Raw genomic sequence first — 17,309 nt, 5'->3', positions numbered from 1 at the left:
ATGAACAAGAACCCGTTCTCGCTTCCGGACCGGTCGGACCCGTGGGACGCGCTCGACCCGCTGAGCGGGGACTCCGCGCAGGTCTTGGACCAGTACGTCGCCATCGACAACACTGAGGAGGCTTTCCTGCAGTTCGAACGGACTCTTCCGAGGCCCGACGAGCTGACGAGAAGAGGTCAGTTGGTCGTGGCGATGGGCATGGACGGCGGCGGCAAGTCCTCTCTGATCAACAAGTGCGCATGGAGAGCCAAGGCCAAGGTCGAGGCGGCGGAACATCAGGCTGTGGAGATCGACACCCGCAGCGAGGCCACGGTGACCGACCAGATGGACGCCCGGCTGGCCCAGGTCGCCGAGTCGGTGGCGTACGCGCTTCACCGACGCGGCATCGCGAACTTCGAGGAGCGCGACCGCGAGCGGCTGGCCGGAGAGCCGGTCTGGATCTATTCACGCCTGCAGTACATGGTGAAGGAGAAAGTGATCGTCCTGGTCCGGCTGCCCCGGACCGAACGGATCGAGGAGATCGTTCAGTACGCCCAACTCAGTCAACCCAATCTGGTCTTCTTCGCCGAACTCGGTGGGAAGTTCGCCGAGGGCGCGGTCAGGCCGCAGGTCGAGGGAGCGAGCCACCGTCGCCCAATCTTGCTCGAGGTCGGCCCGCTGAGCAGGGGCCACGGCGCGGCCTTCGTCGAGAACAGGTTCAGGCTCAACGATCTCACGAATACGCACCCCGTACTTGAGCCGGCAGTCGCCGAAAAAATGATCTCCTCGCGCAGGCAGTCCATCCGGGAGTTCCAAAACTTTCTCTACCTGATGTACGAAGGTCTGCGCAGTTCGTCCAGCCTGCCAGAAAGGATCACCTGGTTGGATGTGTTGGAGGTCTACTATCAGTTGGGCCGCGAATAGTGAAAGGTAATCGATGAGCGATGAGTTCGAGCGGGCGCAACCCTGACCCAGGCGCCAATCCCTTCGTGCCCGTTCCCCTGGGGTCTATGTATGACCCGGCGGGCTTTACGATCACCACCCCCGCGATCGAGGAGGCCGCTCGCGCCGTCGCCACCTATCTCTCCGGACGCGGCACCCGGAGCGGACGGGTCCTCGCGGTGACCGGCGAACACGGTATGGGCAAGACCTATCTGGCACAGCACGTGCTGAACCAGGCCCGGGAGACCGCCGACCGCAACGTTCGCACGATGTACCTGCTGGCCCGCAATCAGACATTCGTCGAGCTGTACCAGGACTTCGCGGATCAATTGCTGAAACAGTCCGGCACCGAGGTACTGGATCTGGTCCGCAAGGTCTACGCGGCCATCGTCGCCGACTCGCTGCGCGGTTCCGAGTTGACCGAGCGTATCGCCAATGACCTGGATGCTGGTGCGCTCGACCCGGTCGCGGTGGTGAAACGGTACGGACTCGCGCAGAGCGACTTTCTGCAATCACTGCAGGGCTTGCTGCAGAAGGTGACCTCGCAGACTGAGTTCAGCATCGCACTGACCCTGCTCCTGCGACCCGAGTTCGAAGCGTCCGTCCGCGAGTGGCTGCTCGGTCACGCGCCCGACCCGCTGTTGCGCGAGCGGGGCGTCGAGCAGACCATCGACACCGAGCAACTGGCGCTGCAGGCGATGGGCGTGTTCACGCTCCTCTACGGACACGTCGGCATCCCGTTCCTGCTCGTCATCGACGAGATCGAACAGATCCTGCTGCGCCGCGACCGTCCCAGCGCGGACGTGATCGCCTCGTTCCAGCAGTTTCTCGAGATCTTCGGACGGGCTGGTGGATTCCTCCTGCTGGCCGGCGTGCCGGAGTCGGTGGAGTCGTTCAAAGCGGGCGTGAAGCAGCGCATCGGCGAACCAGTGCGGATGCGACCGTTCACGGCCGAGGACGTGAGCGCCGTCATCACCCGCAACCGGCCGGACGCGGCGGGCGCGGCGGCGCTCGCGCCGTTCACCCAGACCACGGTCGACTATCTTGTGGCGCTGGTCGGCGGCGTGGCACGGACGGTGGTCAGAATGGGCTACCGACTTTACCGGGACGCGGTGGCGAAGGGCGTCGACGTCACACCCGCGATGGTGCGCGAGGCCGTACGCGGCGAGTACGACGTGAGCGTGACGGCAACCGTTCACCGCGAGATCGAGAGTGTGCTGAGCGCGTCCGGCTGGCCGTACGCCATTGATCGCCGCATCGGCCAGCCCGGCGTCGCGGTCGACTACTACGCCGAGGTCCGCGAGGATGCGCACTGCGCAATCATGATTATCGACTTCGTGCTGAGCGAGGACATTGCTTCTCGTATCGGGGAACGGGTCCAGGTCCTGCGCCGCGAGCCGGGGGACGTGGCGGTCATCCTGGTGGTGACCGGCCTGCTGTCAGCCGAGCTCACGGCCGGTCTGACCAACTCGGTCGGCAGCCGCCCGCTGCAGGTCGAGCTGTCCGAGTTCGGCGATGAGTTCTCCGCGGCGTTCAAGTCAGCGGTCGACCGGCTGCTGCCGGCGCGCCCCGCCGACACCGACGCCCGCCCGTGGCTGTCCGACCTTGACCGGGTCGTCCGTCAGCAGTCGAACATCTACCGGCTGTTGGGCCAGACCTCGACGCGGGTAGAGGGCTTCCGGGCGCACACGGACCGCCAGTTCGCCGAGATCGTGGAGTTGTTGCGCGCGCTACAGGCCGGTCCGTCGCAGACATCGCCGGCAGCCGCGTCGTTACCCGACGACATCAAGGCCATGTTCGACGATGCGGATGCCGCGCTGTTCCGGCTCGCCGAGGTGGACACGTTGTTCGCCGAGGCCCTGCGGGTCGAGGGCCCAGCCGCGGCCGAGGGGCCGCGGATGGATCGGCTGGACGCGGCCGAGGTGCTACAGGCTGCCGGTGCCGGCTTCCTGCTGGAGCGGCTACTCGGCGCGTTCCGCCGTGCGGTTGCCACGTGGTACGAGCAGGCGATCAGCCGAGAGCCGGACGTTCAACTGTGGGAGAGGCTGGAGATCGCGTGCCGGCGCTTCGACACGATCTGCGAGACCGTTCCGGGCCTGGCAGTGGAGCAACTGGTCTGGCTCACCGAGCCGGTTGCGGTCGCCCGGCTCGGCCGGAGGCGCCGCACCGTTCCGGAGGGCCTGGAGGGCCTGGGAAACAGGATCCGCGTGACGCTAGGCCGACGCTTCGACCGGCCGGTCGGCTGACGGCACTCCCGATTGCGGGATCACCGGCGGCGCGGGCGGCCGAGGGATGCGAGCCCAGATGGTGTTCGTGACCGCGTGCAGCAGGTTCACGACGACAATCGCCGGCCCCACCACCGAAAGCGTGCCGGGGACCATCGGCTCGAGCAGCAGGGCAAGGATGATCGCGGTGATGCCGTTCTGGTGTCCGAGTGCCAGAGCGACGCGGTCCTCCCAGGGCAGCCGCGCCGTCAACGCGTACCCGACGAGGCACTGCGACCCGAACGCGGCAACGCCAAGCACGACGCCCGCCCACAGACTGACGCCCTCGGTGAGGCCGATGCCGACCGCCAAGGCGGCGAGCCAGAAGGCGATCCGCGTGGCCCAGGACAGAAATCCGTCGATGCGGGGGCGGAAGAACAGGCCGGCGAGCGCCAGGCCCAGCATCAGCATCCGGCTCACCGCCGCTACCGCGACGCCGACCAGCAGCACACGCTGAACGGCGAGTTGCAGGCGCAGGCGAGTGGCCGGACGGGTGCCGCCGGTCACTTTCCACAGGCCATAGGCGATCAGTGCAAGGCCGAGGTTCAGCAATACCTGGACGAGCGCCGACCCCGTGCCGGCTGCCAGTGCGAGCGGGCCGGACGAGGTGCCTCCGACCAGCCACACCGCCAGGTAGACAGTCATCAGTGCGGTGATCGGATCGTCGAACGAGGACCACGCGGCGAGAATGGTCTGCGCGCGCGGAGACAGCCTCGACCGCTCCCGGATGGCGGCGACCGACAGCGGGTCGATCTGCGCGACAACCACGCCGAGGATCATCATCTCGGGTCGGCGGAAGAAGATCCACATGATCCCGGTAATGATCGCGGCCTTAGCCAGCACGCCGACGGTGACGGCCAGAACGACGGTCCGAACATCGGCACGCGCCTCATCCAGGCTGATTCCGGCGCTGCTCGAGAACAGCCCGACCGCGAGCAGGACGGTTGCCACCACCGCGTACGGCTCGGACTGGGCCAGACCGTCGAGACCGAGCCACATCGTGATCAGAGCGCCGGTCGTCACCACTGCGATGAAGGCACCGAGCCGGCCGAAGTCGTGGACCGAAGGGTTTCTCATCACCCGGCGTCCGGGTGGGGTGTGCGGCTGAGCCACTCGGTCTTGATGTCGGTGAGGGCGACCTGATCCTGGTTCAACGTGATGCCGACCAGCGTTGTCCGCGGATCCACGCGGTAGGCGCAGATAGCACCACGTTGGACGTCGAGCACGAGGCGGCGCATGTTCCGGCCGATCGTCGCGTTGACGATCCCGCCGATGTCGAGGGAGTGCTGTTGGAGGGTCGGCAGGAAGCGGGCGTAGAAGTCGCGCCGTCCGGCGGGTGTGTGGCCGGCGCGGAAGAACACCTCCGTGGCGCCCTCGTCGAAGACGTCGTTGACCACGATCAGGCGGCCCTCGTGCAGCACCGCGACGTACTGCAGATCCAACGGATCCAGGACGGCCCGGATCCGGGCGTCCAGGTCGCCGTGGATCTCCGGCGGCACCCATCGCAAAGAGTTGTCGAGCTCGGCGTTCTGGAAGCCGCCAGGATCTTGGCTCCGCTGACCGAAGCCGGCTCGCAACTCGGTCACCAACTCGGCCACGGCCATGTCGGCCTGCCGGGTCGGCTCGTCCCTCAGCGAATGACGGCTCGAGGGGTCAAGGGCGACGCCGACCGCCCGCTCGCCCTGCATGATCGTGTTGCATAGGACGGCACCGCCGTCGCAGTGTGTTACCACGCGGATCAGAGCGCCGGTGCCGACCGGCGTAAGCAGATCGTTCAGGCGGGTCAGCGCGGCCACCAGGTTGCTTCCCATCACGGCATGATCAGTGCGGCTCGGCGCGCCGATCGAGAAGTCCCAGTCGGTCTGGGTGTAGTGCGACAGGTGGTGCAACTGGGGCACTCTCGCCAGGTAGGCCCGGAACGTCTCGCGGATGGTACGCATGGAGTTTCCGACATGGACCGCTACGCGCTCGATGGTGCGATCACCATTGACGCCCGAGGCTTGCTCCCGCACCTCGTGGGTGCTCATGCGGTCCTCCTTTGCCGGTGGCCTTGACAGTGAGCACCAGGGCGACTCTTTCATCGATTGCCACTGATGCGCTTCGGCCGATTGGTCATGTTTCCGGGATGGTGATCTCCAGGTATCGGGGACACCCCGACGGCCAGTCAAGCAGCGGGTCGACCATCTCGTCCGCCCTCAGCCGACGTCGCCACTCCTCGGCGATCGACACACACGGGTGCCGGGGAACGCCAGCCAGGTACTGCGTCGCGAGGTCGTAGGCCTCGTCGGCCAGATCCTTTGCGACCGCGTGACGGTGCTGCTGCGCCTCGACCAGCACGCGGCCCAGGAGTGCACCGATCGTCCACGGATGTGGCTCACCGAGCAGATCGAGCAGTTCCTCATGCCCTTGTTGCGCCTGTCTCACCGCGTCCGCGTCGCTGCCGGCACGGAGCAGGTACACGGCCAGATTGGTCCGAGCCCCGGCAGTGAACGGGTGGCTGCCCAGATTCACGTCGCAGTACGCCACGACGCTGTGGGCAAGTTCGGCAGCCCGATCCTGGTCACCGTCGTCGCTCTTCTCCGCCGCCAGGCTCAGCCGGGTGGCCCAGCTCTGCGGGTGGTCCGGCCCGAAGAGATCCTCGTACGCCCGAAGAACCTGATCGAGGGCACCACGCCAGTCGGTACCGGCCCGACTGAGCCGGCTGGCGATCGCCCAGTGCCGACGGGCCCGCAGGCGCAGCGTGTGCTGGCGTGGCAACTTGGCCGCCTGCATACGCCGGTCGACCATGAGCAGTGTCGTCGCCGCCTGGATGAAGTCGCCTAGTTCGCGGGTGTAGATGCCGATCTCCATCTCGGACCAGAGCGTCTGCCGGCCGGTGTCGCCGAGCAGTCGCCGCCGCCCACTGAGCACTGCGCGCTCGGTATCCAGCGCGCGCCGCATCTGCCCGGCGAGGGACTGGGACACCGCCAGGTTGTGGCGGGCAGTCAACGTCTCGGGGTGTTCGGGACCATGCGTGTCGGCGAAGAGCCCCTCGGCCATCTGGCTGATCGCCAGGGCCCGGTCGAACTGGCCAAGCGCGCGCTGGTTGGCGGCGATGCCGCGGTGCACCACCAGGATGCGGAAGTGATCACGACCGAGCAGGCCGCTGAACTCGCGCAGCATCTGCATGTCGAGCTTCAATGCCTCGCGGTAGAGGCCCAGGGCGCGAAGCGCGTTGGTCAGCTCGTTGGCGAGCCGCAGGGTCAGCAGGTCCTCGGGGTACGCCTGGTGCCATCGATCGAACGAGGCGGCAAGGAGCGGCCGGGCGTGGCGCAGGTGGTCCTGGTCGGCGGTGCGCACCAGGTAGCGGAACTGCCGGACCATCCACTCCCGCACGGCCGGGTCGTCGTCCTCCAAGGCCCCGCACGCAGCGACGTGGCGTTGCAGTTCAGCGTAGATGGACGAGGTCCACTTCGCCTCCGGCGTACGCATCCGGATGTCGGCATCCCACGGCAGCGCGTTCGCCACCCCGGCGAGGGCTTGTCGCACCTGACTGCGTCGTTCCGCCTGTTCGTCCGGGGACATCCGGTCGAGCAGCATCCGCTGCAGCGCGGGCACCGTGCGCAGCGGCTCGAATTCCAGCCAGCGTACCGAGAACAGCCCGACCGCCGCGCCCGTCCAGATCGTCCGGTCGATGTCGTCGCCGGTGATCTCGCTGTCGGTCTCGGACCATAACCGGGCCAGTACCGCCGGCGCACGGAGCAGGCGCAGATCCACCCCGCTGGGGGACAGGAAAGCGCATATCTCGGCGAGGTGACGGGCCCGACGGCCGTACGGGTCCCGGTGTAACAGCTCGAGGACACGCTCGAGCAGATTGCCGAAGCCAGGCGCAGACGTGGCCGCCGCACAGACCGCGTCGAGCGCCGCCGCCAGCAGTTCCTCGCGCTCGGCGACAGTGCTGCCCGGCGCTAGCCGGGGGTCGCGGCCGGTCAGCACCTGCACCAGGTATGTGTGTGCCAGTCGGACACCGATCGGTACCGCCCGCACGGCGTCTGCCACTCTTCCGGCGTCACTTTCGGTGAGGACCACCTGGCCGACGGTCGCGTCGCCGACGACACGAATCAGCCCTTCGACGACATCCTTGTGCGCAAGCGGACCGAGCGGGAGGACGCTGCCGGTCGCCGGCTCGGCCGGGTTCTGCGTGGTGATCAACACATGGCCGTTGCCACCCGTCGGCACCAGGCCGTCGAGCTCGGCGAGATCACCGACGCCGTCGAAGACGAGCAGCCAGCGGCCCGGCGGCGACGCGTCATCCGGTGGAGTGTCGCGGCCAAGCACCTCTATCGTCGCCGCCACGACGTCGCCGCGCGGGCGGACCGCCAGATCGTCGCCCAACTCCGCCAGCGATCGTCGGACCGCCCGCAGGTCGTGCGACGGGATCCACCACACCGTGTCGTAGTCGGCGCCGAAACGCTCGTAGTACTCGCGAATCAGCGCGGTCTTGCCCATCCCACTCACCGCCCGCACCACGACCATCTGGTGCCCGGCGCGGGTGAAGGTCTCGCGCAGTTGGTCGATCTCCTCGTCGCGACCGACGAACGGCACGTCGCGCGCCGGCAGGCCGTTGATGTGGTTCGGTGCGGCGAACAGGCGGCGCGACCCACCGGTGAGTTCGGCGGCCAGGCCGGTCATGCAGAGCGCGCCGAACAGCCGGCCGGCTGCGGACGTCGGGGTGGGTTCGTCGGTGAGGTCCACCACTGCATACGACGGCCCACCCACAGGCAGGACCGAGCCTGGCAGCGCGACCACCACGAGTTCGCCGGCCGGGGCGGGTGATGCCACATCGCACGCGGGAGATGCCAGCACGATCGATGGGCCGTCGCCGGGCCGGGTCGCCGTCGCCGTCGCCGTCGCCGTCGCCGACACCAGGTCGACGTCGATGCCGTTGTTCACCAACTGCCGGGTCAACCACTCCATTCGGAGCTGATCCGTCGGATGGTAGAAAATGCGGATAGAGCCCCCGGTGTGGTCCCGGTGCATGGAGCCGGCTTTGTGGTCCATCGCGGTCACATAGCGGTTGCTCAGGCTGGACGGCACGTCGATGGGCGGGACTGGATCGTCCGGGACCAACGCTGAGGCCAACCGGGCGTACGCCTTTCGGACGTCCGACCCAGCCGGTTCTTTCAACAGCGCAAGGTAGTCGAAGTACGGCTGCGGTGGCAGCGTGAGGAGTGGCACTGAGCCGTCGACATGAAGCGACGCGAACTCCCGGTAGATCTCGCCGCGGCTGCGCTCTTCCTGCTCCGGGTCGCCGCCGAACTGACTGGCGACCACCACCATCGGAAGGGTTCCCACCCGCTGGACGGCCAGATCGGCGGCCAGTCGGGCGCCCTCGCGCACGTTGCCGCTCTGTGGATTGACGCACACCGCAACGCGGTCCGAGAAGGCAGCGATCGCTGCTAGCGTCCGCGGTGAACTACCAGTTGAGGCGTCCACCAACACGTTGGCGTACGCGGTGTCGCGCAACGCACCACGCAGTGCCGCGGCCGTCCCGACGTCGAATGCATCCGTTCGGATGACGTCGAGCCGCCCCGGGCCCGCAGCGTATCGTCGGGCGACCGCACCGTCAGGTGATGCGGTGTCCAGCAGGTCGGCAGCACCGGCGGCGAGGACCTGATCGGCACGGACCTCTTCGGACAGAAGCGGGTACAGATAGTCGTGCACCGGCGCGCCCTCAGCGCTCAGATCCAGCACCAGGGTGTCTCGCCCGTGCCGCGCGAACAACCAGGCCAGGTTGGCCACGACGCTGGTCCGTCCGGTATTGCTCGCCGGGGCCAGGAAGGAGACCGTCAATGGTGCGGGAACAGAGGGCACAATAAGCGGGTCCTTGACGATCATGTGATCTCCGCGGATCGACTGCACAGGACTCTGCGGCCCTACCTCACAGCGTCGTCGCTGCGCGCCTGGCCGGGCACCCCCTGTGTGTCGGTGAAGTTGTCAAACGCCTGGTACTGCTCGGTCAGTTCACCCGCTTCCTGCAGAATCCGGCGTAGTCCGGCCAGCAGAAGTGACTCGTCTATGTTGTCAACCCGACGTAGGTTGACGCCGTCTAGATCGGTAAGATCTGAGATGAGGCTACGATCGCCCTCATGATCCATTCAAGCCCCCAAGACAAGAATGCGGCGGTGGCCGTCCGGCACCGAGGATAAGAGACGGTGTCCGCTCTTACTGAGGTTGATCTTAATGGTCCGGCGGAATGTGAAAGTCGATCCGTTACGGATGCCCGAAACGGCATTCCGGGCGCTCGCCCGAGGCGGAGGCGGAAGCCAGGCGATCAAGGTCCTGCGTCGCGCGCAGTACAGCAAGAACCTCCTTCTCGTTCACGCGACGGTGGCCTCGGCACGACGGCTGAATCATCCGGATGCGGCCACTGCGACGTACGCGTACCGCCAACTGCGCCGGCTAGCCGAGCACGCGCCGGCCACGGCCCGGCGGGTCATCTGCTCGCCGGTCACCGGACTGTGGGCCCTGCGCACGATGCAGGACCTGGCCGGGAAGCGACCGAGCGCCGATCCCGGCGGCCTGGCCGCTCTCGTCGAGCAGTTGGCCCGCCCGGTCACCTCCACAGCCCGAATCTGTCTCGACGCCGATGGGCGGCGGCTGGACATGCGCATCGTCACGGCAGACGTCGACGGTTACCTGGTCGGCGCCCGATCGGATCGCGACCTGACCCGTGACCCGGCCCGGCTGCGGTTGTGGCGTGCCCGGATGAGCGCTGGCTGGGGACTCCTCGCACGGCGTCACGGAGAGGTGGCTGACGAGGTCGCCGCGACCATGTCGATACTGGTGCCCGAGGCCCGGACCGGGCCCGGCCACTCGAGCGCGACACTCCGCCACGGCTTCGGGCTGCTGGTGATGTCCCTGCCCGAGGACTCGCGGTCAGTCGCGACGACCTTGGCGCACGAGGTGCAGCACGCCAAGTTGTCCGTGGTGATGGACATGTTCCCGCTGGTCCGCCCGGGGGTGAACGACCGCTTCTACGCACCGTGGCGGCCCGACCCGCGCCCGGCTGGCGCGCTGCTGCACGGCGCGTACGCTCATCTCGGCGTAGCCGGCTTCTGGCGCCGGGAACTGCGCGCCGAGCCCGACGGCGCAGCCCGCGCGGAGGCCGAGGTGGAGTTCGTCAGATGGCACACTGCCACGGCGCGGGCGACGGCAGATTTGTTGGCCACCGATGTACTGTCGCCAATCGGACAGCGATTCGTAGGCCTGATGAACGAACGCCTCGATCAATGGCGTACGGAGTCAGTCACATCGACAAGCCGCAGAGAGGCAGCCCGCCGGGGCACCGCCCATCGGCATCTGTGGCTGTCACGGAATTCGTAGTGCGGTTCCTTCTCGATGAGCATATGCCGACGGCGCGTGGCCGATGAGCAGCGGCTGGTCGGTCCGGTGGCGTCGTGTTGCCCGGTCGTGCCGCACCGATGATCGACGGGGCAGGCAGTTCGGCGAGGGCATTCGCCGAACTGCAGGTCAGAACGGTGGTCGGCCCGGTTGTCGGCGGGCGGCCCAGGCCCGGACCTTGGCGCGGTTGCCGCAGGTGGCCATGCTGCACCAGCGGCGTCGGCCCCGGGGGTCGAGGAAGAGCCATCCGCAGTCGTCGGCGGGGCAGGCGCGTACCTCGGTGCGGGCGGGGGTGGTGAGCAGGTCGGCGGCGGCGCGGGCACCGGCCAGGAGCGGGAGTCGCAGGCCGAGGTCGTCGGGGAGTGACCAGTGGGCGAGCCCGGTGCGGTCGGTCTCCAGGGTCGCGGCGGCGGCGGCGCGTCGTGCCTCTTCGGCGACGTGCCGGAACGCGTCGGTGTCGTGCGGGTCGAGCAGGACGTCGTGCAGCGCGGTACGCAGCTGGCGAGTCGCCGCGAGCACCTCGTGGGCGGCGGTGGGGTCGCGGCGGCCCTGCTCGCGGAGTCGGGCGACGCTGGTCGGGGTGAGGAGCCTGACGTGCCCGGTCCATACCGCGAGGCGGTCGAAGTCGCGCAGCCATTCGCGTTCCGGGCTGGGTGGAGCGGCCCAGCCGGCCCAGGTGTTGCAGAGTTCGAGGGCGGGATGCCCGCCGATCGGGATGGGCATCGGATAGCCCTCGACGTTCACCCAGTGCATCCCGACAGTGTGCCTTGACTCCGCCCACCTAACCATTAATCTCATCAACACCGGTTAATACTTGAGAACTGGTTAGGTGGATGACATGCACCTGGCAAGGACAGTGCTCGCCGCCCTCACGGCCACGGCCCTGCTGCTCGCTCCCGCCGGCCCGGTGGCCGCTCGGGGCACCGGCACACCGTCGACGGCATCGGATCGTCAGGCCGGACGCGGCCCCCACCCCGAGCCCTGGCGCCCCTACGTCCAGCAGGAATGGACCGGCCCGGCCGGCCGTTACTGCTCGTTCCCGCTCGGCGTCCGCGTCGTCTCGCAGGACATCCGGGTCCGGGTGCTCGCCCGGTATCCCGACGGCACCGTCAAACATGAGGAGTTCGCGGGACCGCTGACCGTGGACTTCGTCAACACCGACACCGGGCAGGCCGTACGCCGGGACGCGGGTGGCTCCGGGCTGCTGGAGTACCGGCCGGACGGCGGCTGGCTGCGTTACACCATCGTCGGGCCGGCCGGGTTCGGGTTCCGGCCGGGCGATCTCCACCCGCGTGGCTACTACATCCTCGACGGCCTGCACGTCATCTCGATCGACGCGACCGGCACCCGTGGACTGGCACTCGCCGTCGGCCGGCAGGAGAACGTCTGCGTCGCCCTCGGCGACGCGGCGAACTGAGCGTGCGACGCGGCCCGGCCCGGCCGCGCGTCCGACGCAGAGGCGGGTGGTAAAGGTCAGCCGGCGGCCGGGTCACGCGTGTCGGCGGGTACGAACAGCGGCGCAGCACGGTGAGCACGTCGATCTGGTGGGCCACGGACAGACGGCCCGGCTACGCCGTTTGCGCCGCTCGCGACGACCAGCCAGCGCATCATGAAGACCTCGGCACCGGCGGCGACGGCGATCCACCCCGTCGGTGCAGGACGGGGCGACGGTGAGGAGGCGGGGTGCTGGCGGCGGACCGCAGACTGGCTGCGCTGCTGCTGCTCACCTCGGTGTCCCCGACCATCGAGGCCGCCGTCGTGGTCTCACTGGGATTCGTCGCGGCGCAGGGTCTGGCGCCGCAGACGGCGGCGGTGTGGCCGTACGACACCTACCACGACCTGCGATGGCTGTACGTCTACCACGACTCCTGGCCCTCGTTCGCGCTCTGGCTCGGCATGCTGGTGGTGGCTCGGGGTCTGTTCCACACGCTGCTGGTGGTGTTGGCGTGGCCGGGCGAGGTGCCACGACCGCCGGTGCGGTGGCTGCTGCGACGCAATCTCGGGCTCGCCGCGCTGGTGGCGGTCTTCGTCGCGCCGTGGGCGCTGATCTCGGTGGCCGCGTCGGTGGTGGCGCTGTCCTGGGTGTTGCTGGCCTCGGTGGTGCCGATGTTCCTGCTGGCGCCGTTCCTGCAACGGGCTGCGGTGCTGGCGCCGTGGTGGCGGGGGCTGCCGTCGATCTCGCTGGTGGGCTGGTCACTGCTGAACTTCGTGGTGCTGACCATGGCCGGCGCGTTGTGTTGGAGTCTGCCGGGATGGTGGACGGTGCCGGTGGCCACCGTGGCAGGGGTGGTCAACGGGCTGTTGTGGAACCGGATCATCCGTACCGCGCTGATCAATCCGTCGACGCGGTGGGCGTGGGTGCCGGCGACCCCCGTCGCGGTGGTGCTGGCCCTCGCGGTGCCGATGCTCATCCCGGTGCTGGTCGACGCCGTACCGGGCAAGGACCTGCGGGCCGAGGCGGTGGTCCTGGACCACCCGCTGCCACCCGACGTGCCGCAGGCGGTCATCGTCCTGGCCGGTTACGGCTCGTCCTACGGGGGCGAGCAGCCTCCCGACGAGCGGGTCGAACGCTTCTCCTACCGAGGGCTGAGCTCGCACGGCGCTCCCCTGCCCTACGGATCGCGCGACACCGCGATCTCGGTGGCCGACAGTGTCCGACTGCTCGACGAGCAGGTGCGACGGCTGCACCAGCGCACCGGACGACCGATCGCCCTCATCGGCGAGAGCGAGGGCGCCATGGTCGCCCGCAGCTACCTGCAGCAGGGGGCGCATCCCGCCGTTGACACCCTGGCCATGTTCAGCCCCCTGATCAACGCGGGACGCGCCTACTACCCGCCGCCGCACGAGAACCGGGGTTTCGGCGTGGCCACCGGGTGGCAACTGCGGCTGGTGTTCGGCGCGATGCGTCTGGTCGGTGGCCCGCACACCGGTCCCGACGAACCGTTCATCCGGTCCCTGGTCGACGACGCGCCGTTCTATCGCAACCAACTCATGTGCCCCGTACCCGGGATCCGGATGGTGGCCTTCATCCCCACCACCACCGCCGCCGAGGCGCCACCGGGCGAGTACAGCCGCATCCCCGTCTTCGAGATGCCGGGCGTGCACGGTGGCCTCCTCAACCGAAGCCTGGTCGCTGACCGGCTGCTCGCCTTCCTCTCCGGCGAACCGATCCGGCACGAACGCGACGAGTACCCCCTGCTGCAGCGTCTCGGTGCGGCCTGGCAGGCGCCTCCGCTGCCGATCGCCGCGAATCCCGCCTGGTCCCGCTTCCAGCAACCCGACCCCGCCTTCACCGGAAAGGTGTGCCAGCCGACCGGCTGATCCGCCCACCTGCCGTCCCGGCTCCGGCACCGCGGGTCGAGCGGCGGTGGCCAGCGCTCGGACGGTGCCGTCGGCGGCGCGTGAATTCCCCGTTGTGGCCGCCGCGCCCCGGCCCGATCGGCACAGTAGGGGCATGAGGGACGGGGGCTCGACACCGGCCGCGCTCCGGCGTCGGTTCCTCGTCCTTCGCACCGAGGGGTCCACCGGCGAGGTGAGCTGGATGGAACTCTTCATCGACCTGTTCTTCGTGTTCGCGTTCCTGCGGGTCACCAACCTGATGGCCAGCCACCTCGAATGGTTGGGGGTCGCCGAGGGCACCATCGTGGTGCTGATGCTGTGGCACTGCTGGAACTCCTGCGCCTGGCTCGGCAACGTCGTGTACCTGGACAAGGGCCTGTTGCCCCTGGTCGTCTTCGGCATCGCCACGACGCTGCTGATCATGGGCGTCGCCATTCCGGGCACCTTCACCGCCGAGTCCGGCGGCGTCTTCGAACCGCTGCTCGTCGCGTCCGGCTACCTGTTGATCATCTATTCCGTGCTGGCGGTGCTCAGTTATCTGCACTGGTCGCAGGGCCCGGCCGGGCGACGTCCGGTGATCGCGTCCTGGCTGACCTACCTGCCGGCCGGGGTGATCCTGGCCTGCGCGATCTGGCTGCCGCCCCGGCTCGACCTGCCGATCGACGACCGGCACCTGCGGACCGTGTTGTTCGCCCTGGTCATCGTGATCAACTTCAGTGCGCTGCGGGTGGTCAGCAGCGGCAACGCGCAGGTGGTGTCCAGCAGACACCTCGCCGAGCGGCATGGCCTGATCATCCTCGTCGCACTCGGCGAGACGGTCATCTCGGTCGGGGTCAGCCAGGGTCTGGGCGGCGACGAGCCCGTCACCTGGCAGCTTCTGGCCGGAGCCGCACTCAGCATCGCCGTGATCTCCGTGCTCTGGTGGACCTACTTCGACGTCGCGAAGGTCGTCGCGGAACACGCGATGCAGGCTCTCCCCCGCGCCGAGCAGTCCCGGATCGCCCGGGACGCCTACAGCGGCCTGCACCTGCCGATGATCTGCGGACTCATCGTGCTCGCGCTCGGCCTGAAGCACGCCGTCTCCTCCGCCACCGGCACCGCCGACCATCCCTGGCACGCCGCGAGCGCCGTTCTGTTGTTCGGGGGCGTCATCGTCTATCTCGGCGGACTGATCGCCTTTCAGCGTCGCGCCCTCGGCATGCTCGGGCGCAGCCCGGTGGTGGGCAGCGTAACGTTGCTGGCGCTGTTGCCACTGGCGGCCCGTACCCCACCTCTGGGTGCGCTCGCGTTGCTCCTGCTCGGGGTCACGGCGATGGTCGTCGCCGACCGCACCGTGTTCCGGCGACGCCACCGGCAACTACACGCGCGGGTCGACCCCGAAGTCGCCAAGATCCCGGGAGCCACCCCGAAGGAACTCCTCGTCGACCTCGTCTTCGTGTTCGCGTTCATCCAGGTCACTGTCCTCATGGTGCGGGAGAACTCGGTCTTCGGGGTGGTGCAGGGGCTGATCCTGCTGGCACTGCTGTGGTGGGCGTGGGCGAGCTTCTCCTGGGTGACCAACGCGATCCGGCACGAGACCGTCCCGGTGCGTCTGGCGATGATCGGCGTCATGGCGTTGACGCTGATTCTGGGCATCGCGCTGCCACACACCTTCGAGTCGACTCCCGGTGGACTCCCCGGTGCCAGCGTCGTGGTGGCCGCGTACCTCGCCGGTTGGATCGTCCAGGCCGCGTTGGTCTGGTATGCCGCGCGGGACCAACCGGACCTGCCGGCCGTGGTCCGGCAGTCGGCGTGGCCCAGTGCGGTGGCGCTGGCGCTGCTGACCGGCAGCATCGTGGTGGAGGTGACCTTCGGCGACGCGCCACCGATCGACCTGATCATCACGATGATGTGGCTGGTCGCGGTGGTGACCGAGATCCTCGGGAGCTACCGGAGCGGGCTGCGCAGGTGGCGGATCCGCACCGTGCGGCACTGGACCGACCGCTACGCGTTGATCATGCTGATCGCGTTCGGTGAGACCATCATCGCCCTCGGGTTCTCCGGCGCGCAGGAAGCGACGTCGCTGCTGCTGGTCCTGCTCCTGGTCGCCGCCTCGATCGCCATCTGCACCATCTGGTGGTCCTACTTCCACACCGACGCCGGGCTCGCGCACGACGCCCTGCAGGCCGCCCGGGGCGAGGAGCGGGTCCACCTGGCCCGGGACGCCTACACGTACCTGCACCTGCCGATGGTCGCCGGGTTGATCCTGTTCGCGTTCGGCCTGCGCGAGACCCTGATCCTGCACGGCAGCCCCCTGGGCGCCCACACGCACGCCCTGGGTCACTACGCGCTCTACCTCGGTGCGGTCGCCTACATCGCGGCGAACCAGGCGTTCTGGTGGCGGGTGTGGAGGCGGGTCAGCGGCTCCAGGATCGGCGGTGCGGTGCTGCTCACCGTGCTCGCGCCCCTGACCGCGCCGCTGTCCGTGCTGTGGAACCTGGTGCTGCTGGCCGGCCTCGGGATCGTGTTCGCGGCGATCGAGATGCTCGCCAGCCGACGGGGGCGCACCGGCGTCGATCCACAGCCGGCCTGACGTCGCCGCCGACCGGCCCGTGCCGGGCGGGACGGTGGCGCGGGGCCCGTCCCCCGCGCGAGCTACCCCCAGGTGTCCTCTGCGTGGTGACGACCGCGGGTTGCCGGATCCACAGGCTTGACAGGTCCCAGGCTTGTCAAGCCCCACCCGCCCTGCTAGCTTTTCACATGTAAGGTTTCTCTTACACATGGAGGCGGATGATGACAGTGGCCCAGCCGACCGGCGACGAGCTGGTCGAGATGCTGGCCGCACTGGCCAATCCGCTCCGGCTGCGGATCATGGCGAAGCTCGCCGGTGGCCGCGACTACGTGAGCCACCTGGCCCGCGAGATCGGCGTGAGCCGACCCCTGCTGCACATGCACCTGCAACGACTGGAAGCCGCCGGCCTGATCATCGGCAGCCTCGAGCTGTCCGACGACGGCAAGGCCATGAAGTACTACGAGGTCGCCGAGTTCGACCTGCACCTGACCGCGTCGGCCCTCGTCGCCGCCGCACAGACCCTCACCAGCTCCGAACCCGCGACGGGTCCGGCACCGAAGGAGCGCTCCCCATGACACAGACCTGGCCCGAGACGGTCCTCGTACTCGGTCTGCTGCTGTTCGCCTTCCTGATCCTCGGCGGTACCGCCGCCACCGTCCTGGAGTTCCGCAAGAACCGGATCGACGCCCAGCGTGACGAGGAGCTACGGCAGCTCGTGGGCCGCTACGAGAAACTGGCCGAGAACACGCTGGACGCTCAGCAGCGGGTGGCCGCCGACGTCGCCGAGCTGCGGACCCGCACCGCCTCCATCGAGCAGATCCTGCGAACCGTCGAATGACCGGCTCGGCGGC

12 protein-coding genes are annotated in these 17,309 nt (G+C 68.7%); 8 read left to right on the top strand and 4 right to left on the bottom strand.

The genetic code is table 11. The features are described 5' to 3' along the window. Both ABZ738_RS22615 and ABZ738_RS22610 read left to right on the top strand, forming a co-directional pair. Positions 1-903, top strand: a complete 903-nt coding sequence (locus ABZ738_RS22615; protein WP_357216047.1) for a hypothetical protein — start codon at positions 1-3, stop codon at positions 901-903. Between the two features lie 86 nt (positions 904-989). After that, a complete protein-coding gene (locus ABZ738_RS22610; protein WP_357216044.1) occupies positions 990-3,167 on the top strand; it encodes an AAA family ATPase in 2,178 nt (725 codons plus the stop codon). On the opposite strand, the gene ABZ738_RS22605 is transcribed toward ABZ738_RS22610, so the two are convergent. The 3 genes from ABZ738_RS22605 to fxsT all read right to left on the bottom strand — a co-directional run bounded on the left by ABZ738_RS22605 (position 3,135) and on the right by fxsT (position 9,062). After that, on the bottom strand, positions 3,135-4,265 hold the full coding sequence (locus ABZ738_RS22605) for a hypothetical protein (RefSeq protein ID WP_357216041.1): 1,131 nt from the start codon (positions 4,263-4,265) through the stop codon (positions 3,135-3,137). The two genes, ABZ738_RS22610 and ABZ738_RS22605, sit on opposite strands and share 33 nt — an antisense overlap. Then, complete coding sequence (locus ABZ738_RS22600) at positions 4,262-5,212, bottom strand: hypothetical protein (protein ID WP_357216038.1); 951 nt, start codon at positions 5,210-5,212, stop codon at positions 4,262-4,264. Before ABZ738_RS22600 ends, ABZ738_RS22605 begins: the two co-directional genes overlap by 4 nt. A gap of 85 nt (positions 5,213-5,297) precedes the next feature. Continuing rightward, positions 5,298-9,062: an FxSxx-COOH system tetratricopeptide repeat protein gene (fxsT, locus tag ABZ738_RS22595; RefSeq protein ID WP_357216035.1), complete on the bottom strand. Its 3,765-nt coding sequence runs from the start codon at positions 9,060-9,062 to the stop codon at positions 5,298-5,300. Between the two features lie 345 nt (positions 9,063-9,407). Between fxsT and ABZ738_RS22590 the strand changes: the two genes are divergently transcribed. Continuing rightward, positions 9,408-10,550 (top strand): HEXXH motif-containing putative peptide modification protein, encoded by a 1,143-nt coding sequence (locus ABZ738_RS22590; protein WP_357216032.1) that lies wholly within the window; start codon positions 9,408-9,410, stop codon positions 10,548-10,550. 147 nt (positions 10,551-10,697) lie between these two features. Here the strand turns inward: ABZ738_RS22590 and ABZ738_RS22585 are convergent, their stop codons facing one another. Then, entirely contained in the window at positions 10,698-11,321 is a 624-nt protein-coding gene (locus ABZ738_RS22585; protein ID WP_357216029.1) for a CGNR zinc finger domain-containing protein, read from the bottom strand. 85 nt (positions 11,322-11,406) lie between these two features. Between ABZ738_RS22585 and ABZ738_RS22580 the strand changes: the two genes are divergently transcribed. The 5 genes from ABZ738_RS22580 to ABZ738_RS22560 all read left to right on the top strand — a co-directional run bounded on the left by ABZ738_RS22580 (position 11,407) and on the right by ABZ738_RS22560 (position 17,296). Continuing rightward, positions 11,407-11,985: a hypothetical protein gene (locus ABZ738_RS22580; RefSeq protein ID WP_176093488.1), complete on the top strand. Its 579-nt coding sequence runs from the start codon at positions 11,407-11,409 to the stop codon at positions 11,983-11,985. A gap of 266 nt (positions 11,986-12,251) precedes the next feature. Further along, positions 12,252-13,889, top strand: a complete 1,638-nt coding sequence (locus tag ABZ738_RS22575) for a hypothetical protein (RefSeq protein WP_131051169.1) — start codon at positions 12,252-12,254, stop codon at positions 13,887-13,889. A gap of 133 nt (positions 13,890-14,022) precedes the next feature. Further along, positions 14,023-16,479 carry a low temperature requirement protein A gene (locus ABZ738_RS22570; RefSeq protein ID WP_357216025.1) on the top strand — a complete coding sequence of 819 codons (2,457 nt, stop codon included), beginning with the start codon at positions 14,023-14,025 and terminating at the stop codon, positions 16,477-16,479. 200 nt (positions 16,480-16,679) lie between these two features. Beyond that, positions 16,680-17,033, top strand: a complete 354-nt coding sequence (locus ABZ738_RS22565) for a winged helix-turn-helix domain-containing protein (RefSeq protein ID WP_131051167.1) — start codon at positions 16,680-16,682, stop codon at positions 17,031-17,033. After that, a complete protein-coding gene (locus ABZ738_RS22560) occupies positions 17,030-17,296 on the top strand; it encodes a hypothetical protein (protein WP_131051166.1) in 267 nt (88 codons plus the stop codon). Before ABZ738_RS22565 ends, ABZ738_RS22560 begins: the two co-directional genes overlap by 4 nt. Positions 17,297-17,309 lie beyond the last annotated feature (13 nt).

The sequence above is a fragment of the Micromonospora sp. NPDC047793 genome, assembly GCF_040642635.1.
Classification (GTDB): domain Bacteria; phylum Actinomycetota; class Actinomycetes; order Mycobacteriales; family Micromonosporaceae; genus Micromonospora.
This window is presented reverse-complemented; position numbering and strand designations above follow the sequence as displayed.

Excerpts from the sequence above, each read along its gene's own strand:
- ABZ738_RS22610 (WP_357216044.1), top strand. The coding sequence starts at position 990 with ATGTATGACCCGGCGGGCTTTACGATCACCACCCCCGCGATCGAGGAG.
- fxsT (WP_357216035.1), bottom strand. The coding sequence starts at position 9,062 with ATGATCGTCAAGGACCCGCTTATTGTGCCCTCTGTTCCCGCACCATTG.
- ABZ738_RS22590 (WP_357216032.1), top strand. The coding sequence starts at position 9,408 with ATGGTCCGGCGGAATGTGAAAGTCGATCCGTTACGGATGCCCGAAACG.
- ABZ738_RS22585 (WP_357216029.1), bottom strand. The coding sequence starts at position 11,321 with ATGCACTGGGTGAACGTCGAGGGCTATCCGATGCCCATCCCGATCGGC.
- ABZ738_RS22615 (WP_357216047.1), top strand. The coding sequence starts at position 1 with ATGAACAAGAACCCGTTCTCGCTTCCGGACCGGTCGGACCCGTGGGAC.
- ABZ738_RS22600 (WP_357216038.1), bottom strand. The coding sequence starts at position 5,212 with ATGAGCACCCACGAGGTGCGGGAGCAAGCCTCGGGCGTCAATGGTGAT.
- ABZ738_RS22570 (WP_357216025.1), top strand. The coding sequence starts at position 14,023 with ATGAGGGACGGGGGCTCGACACCGGCCGCGCTCCGGCGTCGGTTCCTC.
- ABZ738_RS22560 (WP_131051166.1), top strand. The coding sequence starts at position 17,030 with ATGACACAGACCTGGCCCGAGACGGTCCTCGTACTCGGTCTGCTGCTG.
- ABZ738_RS22565 (WP_131051167.1), top strand. The coding sequence starts at position 16,680 with ATGACAGTGGCCCAGCCGACCGGCGACGAGCTGGTCGAGATGCTGGCC.
- ABZ738_RS22580 (WP_176093488.1), top strand. The coding sequence starts at position 11,407 with ATGCACCTGGCAAGGACAGTGCTCGCCGCCCTCACGGCCACGGCCCTG.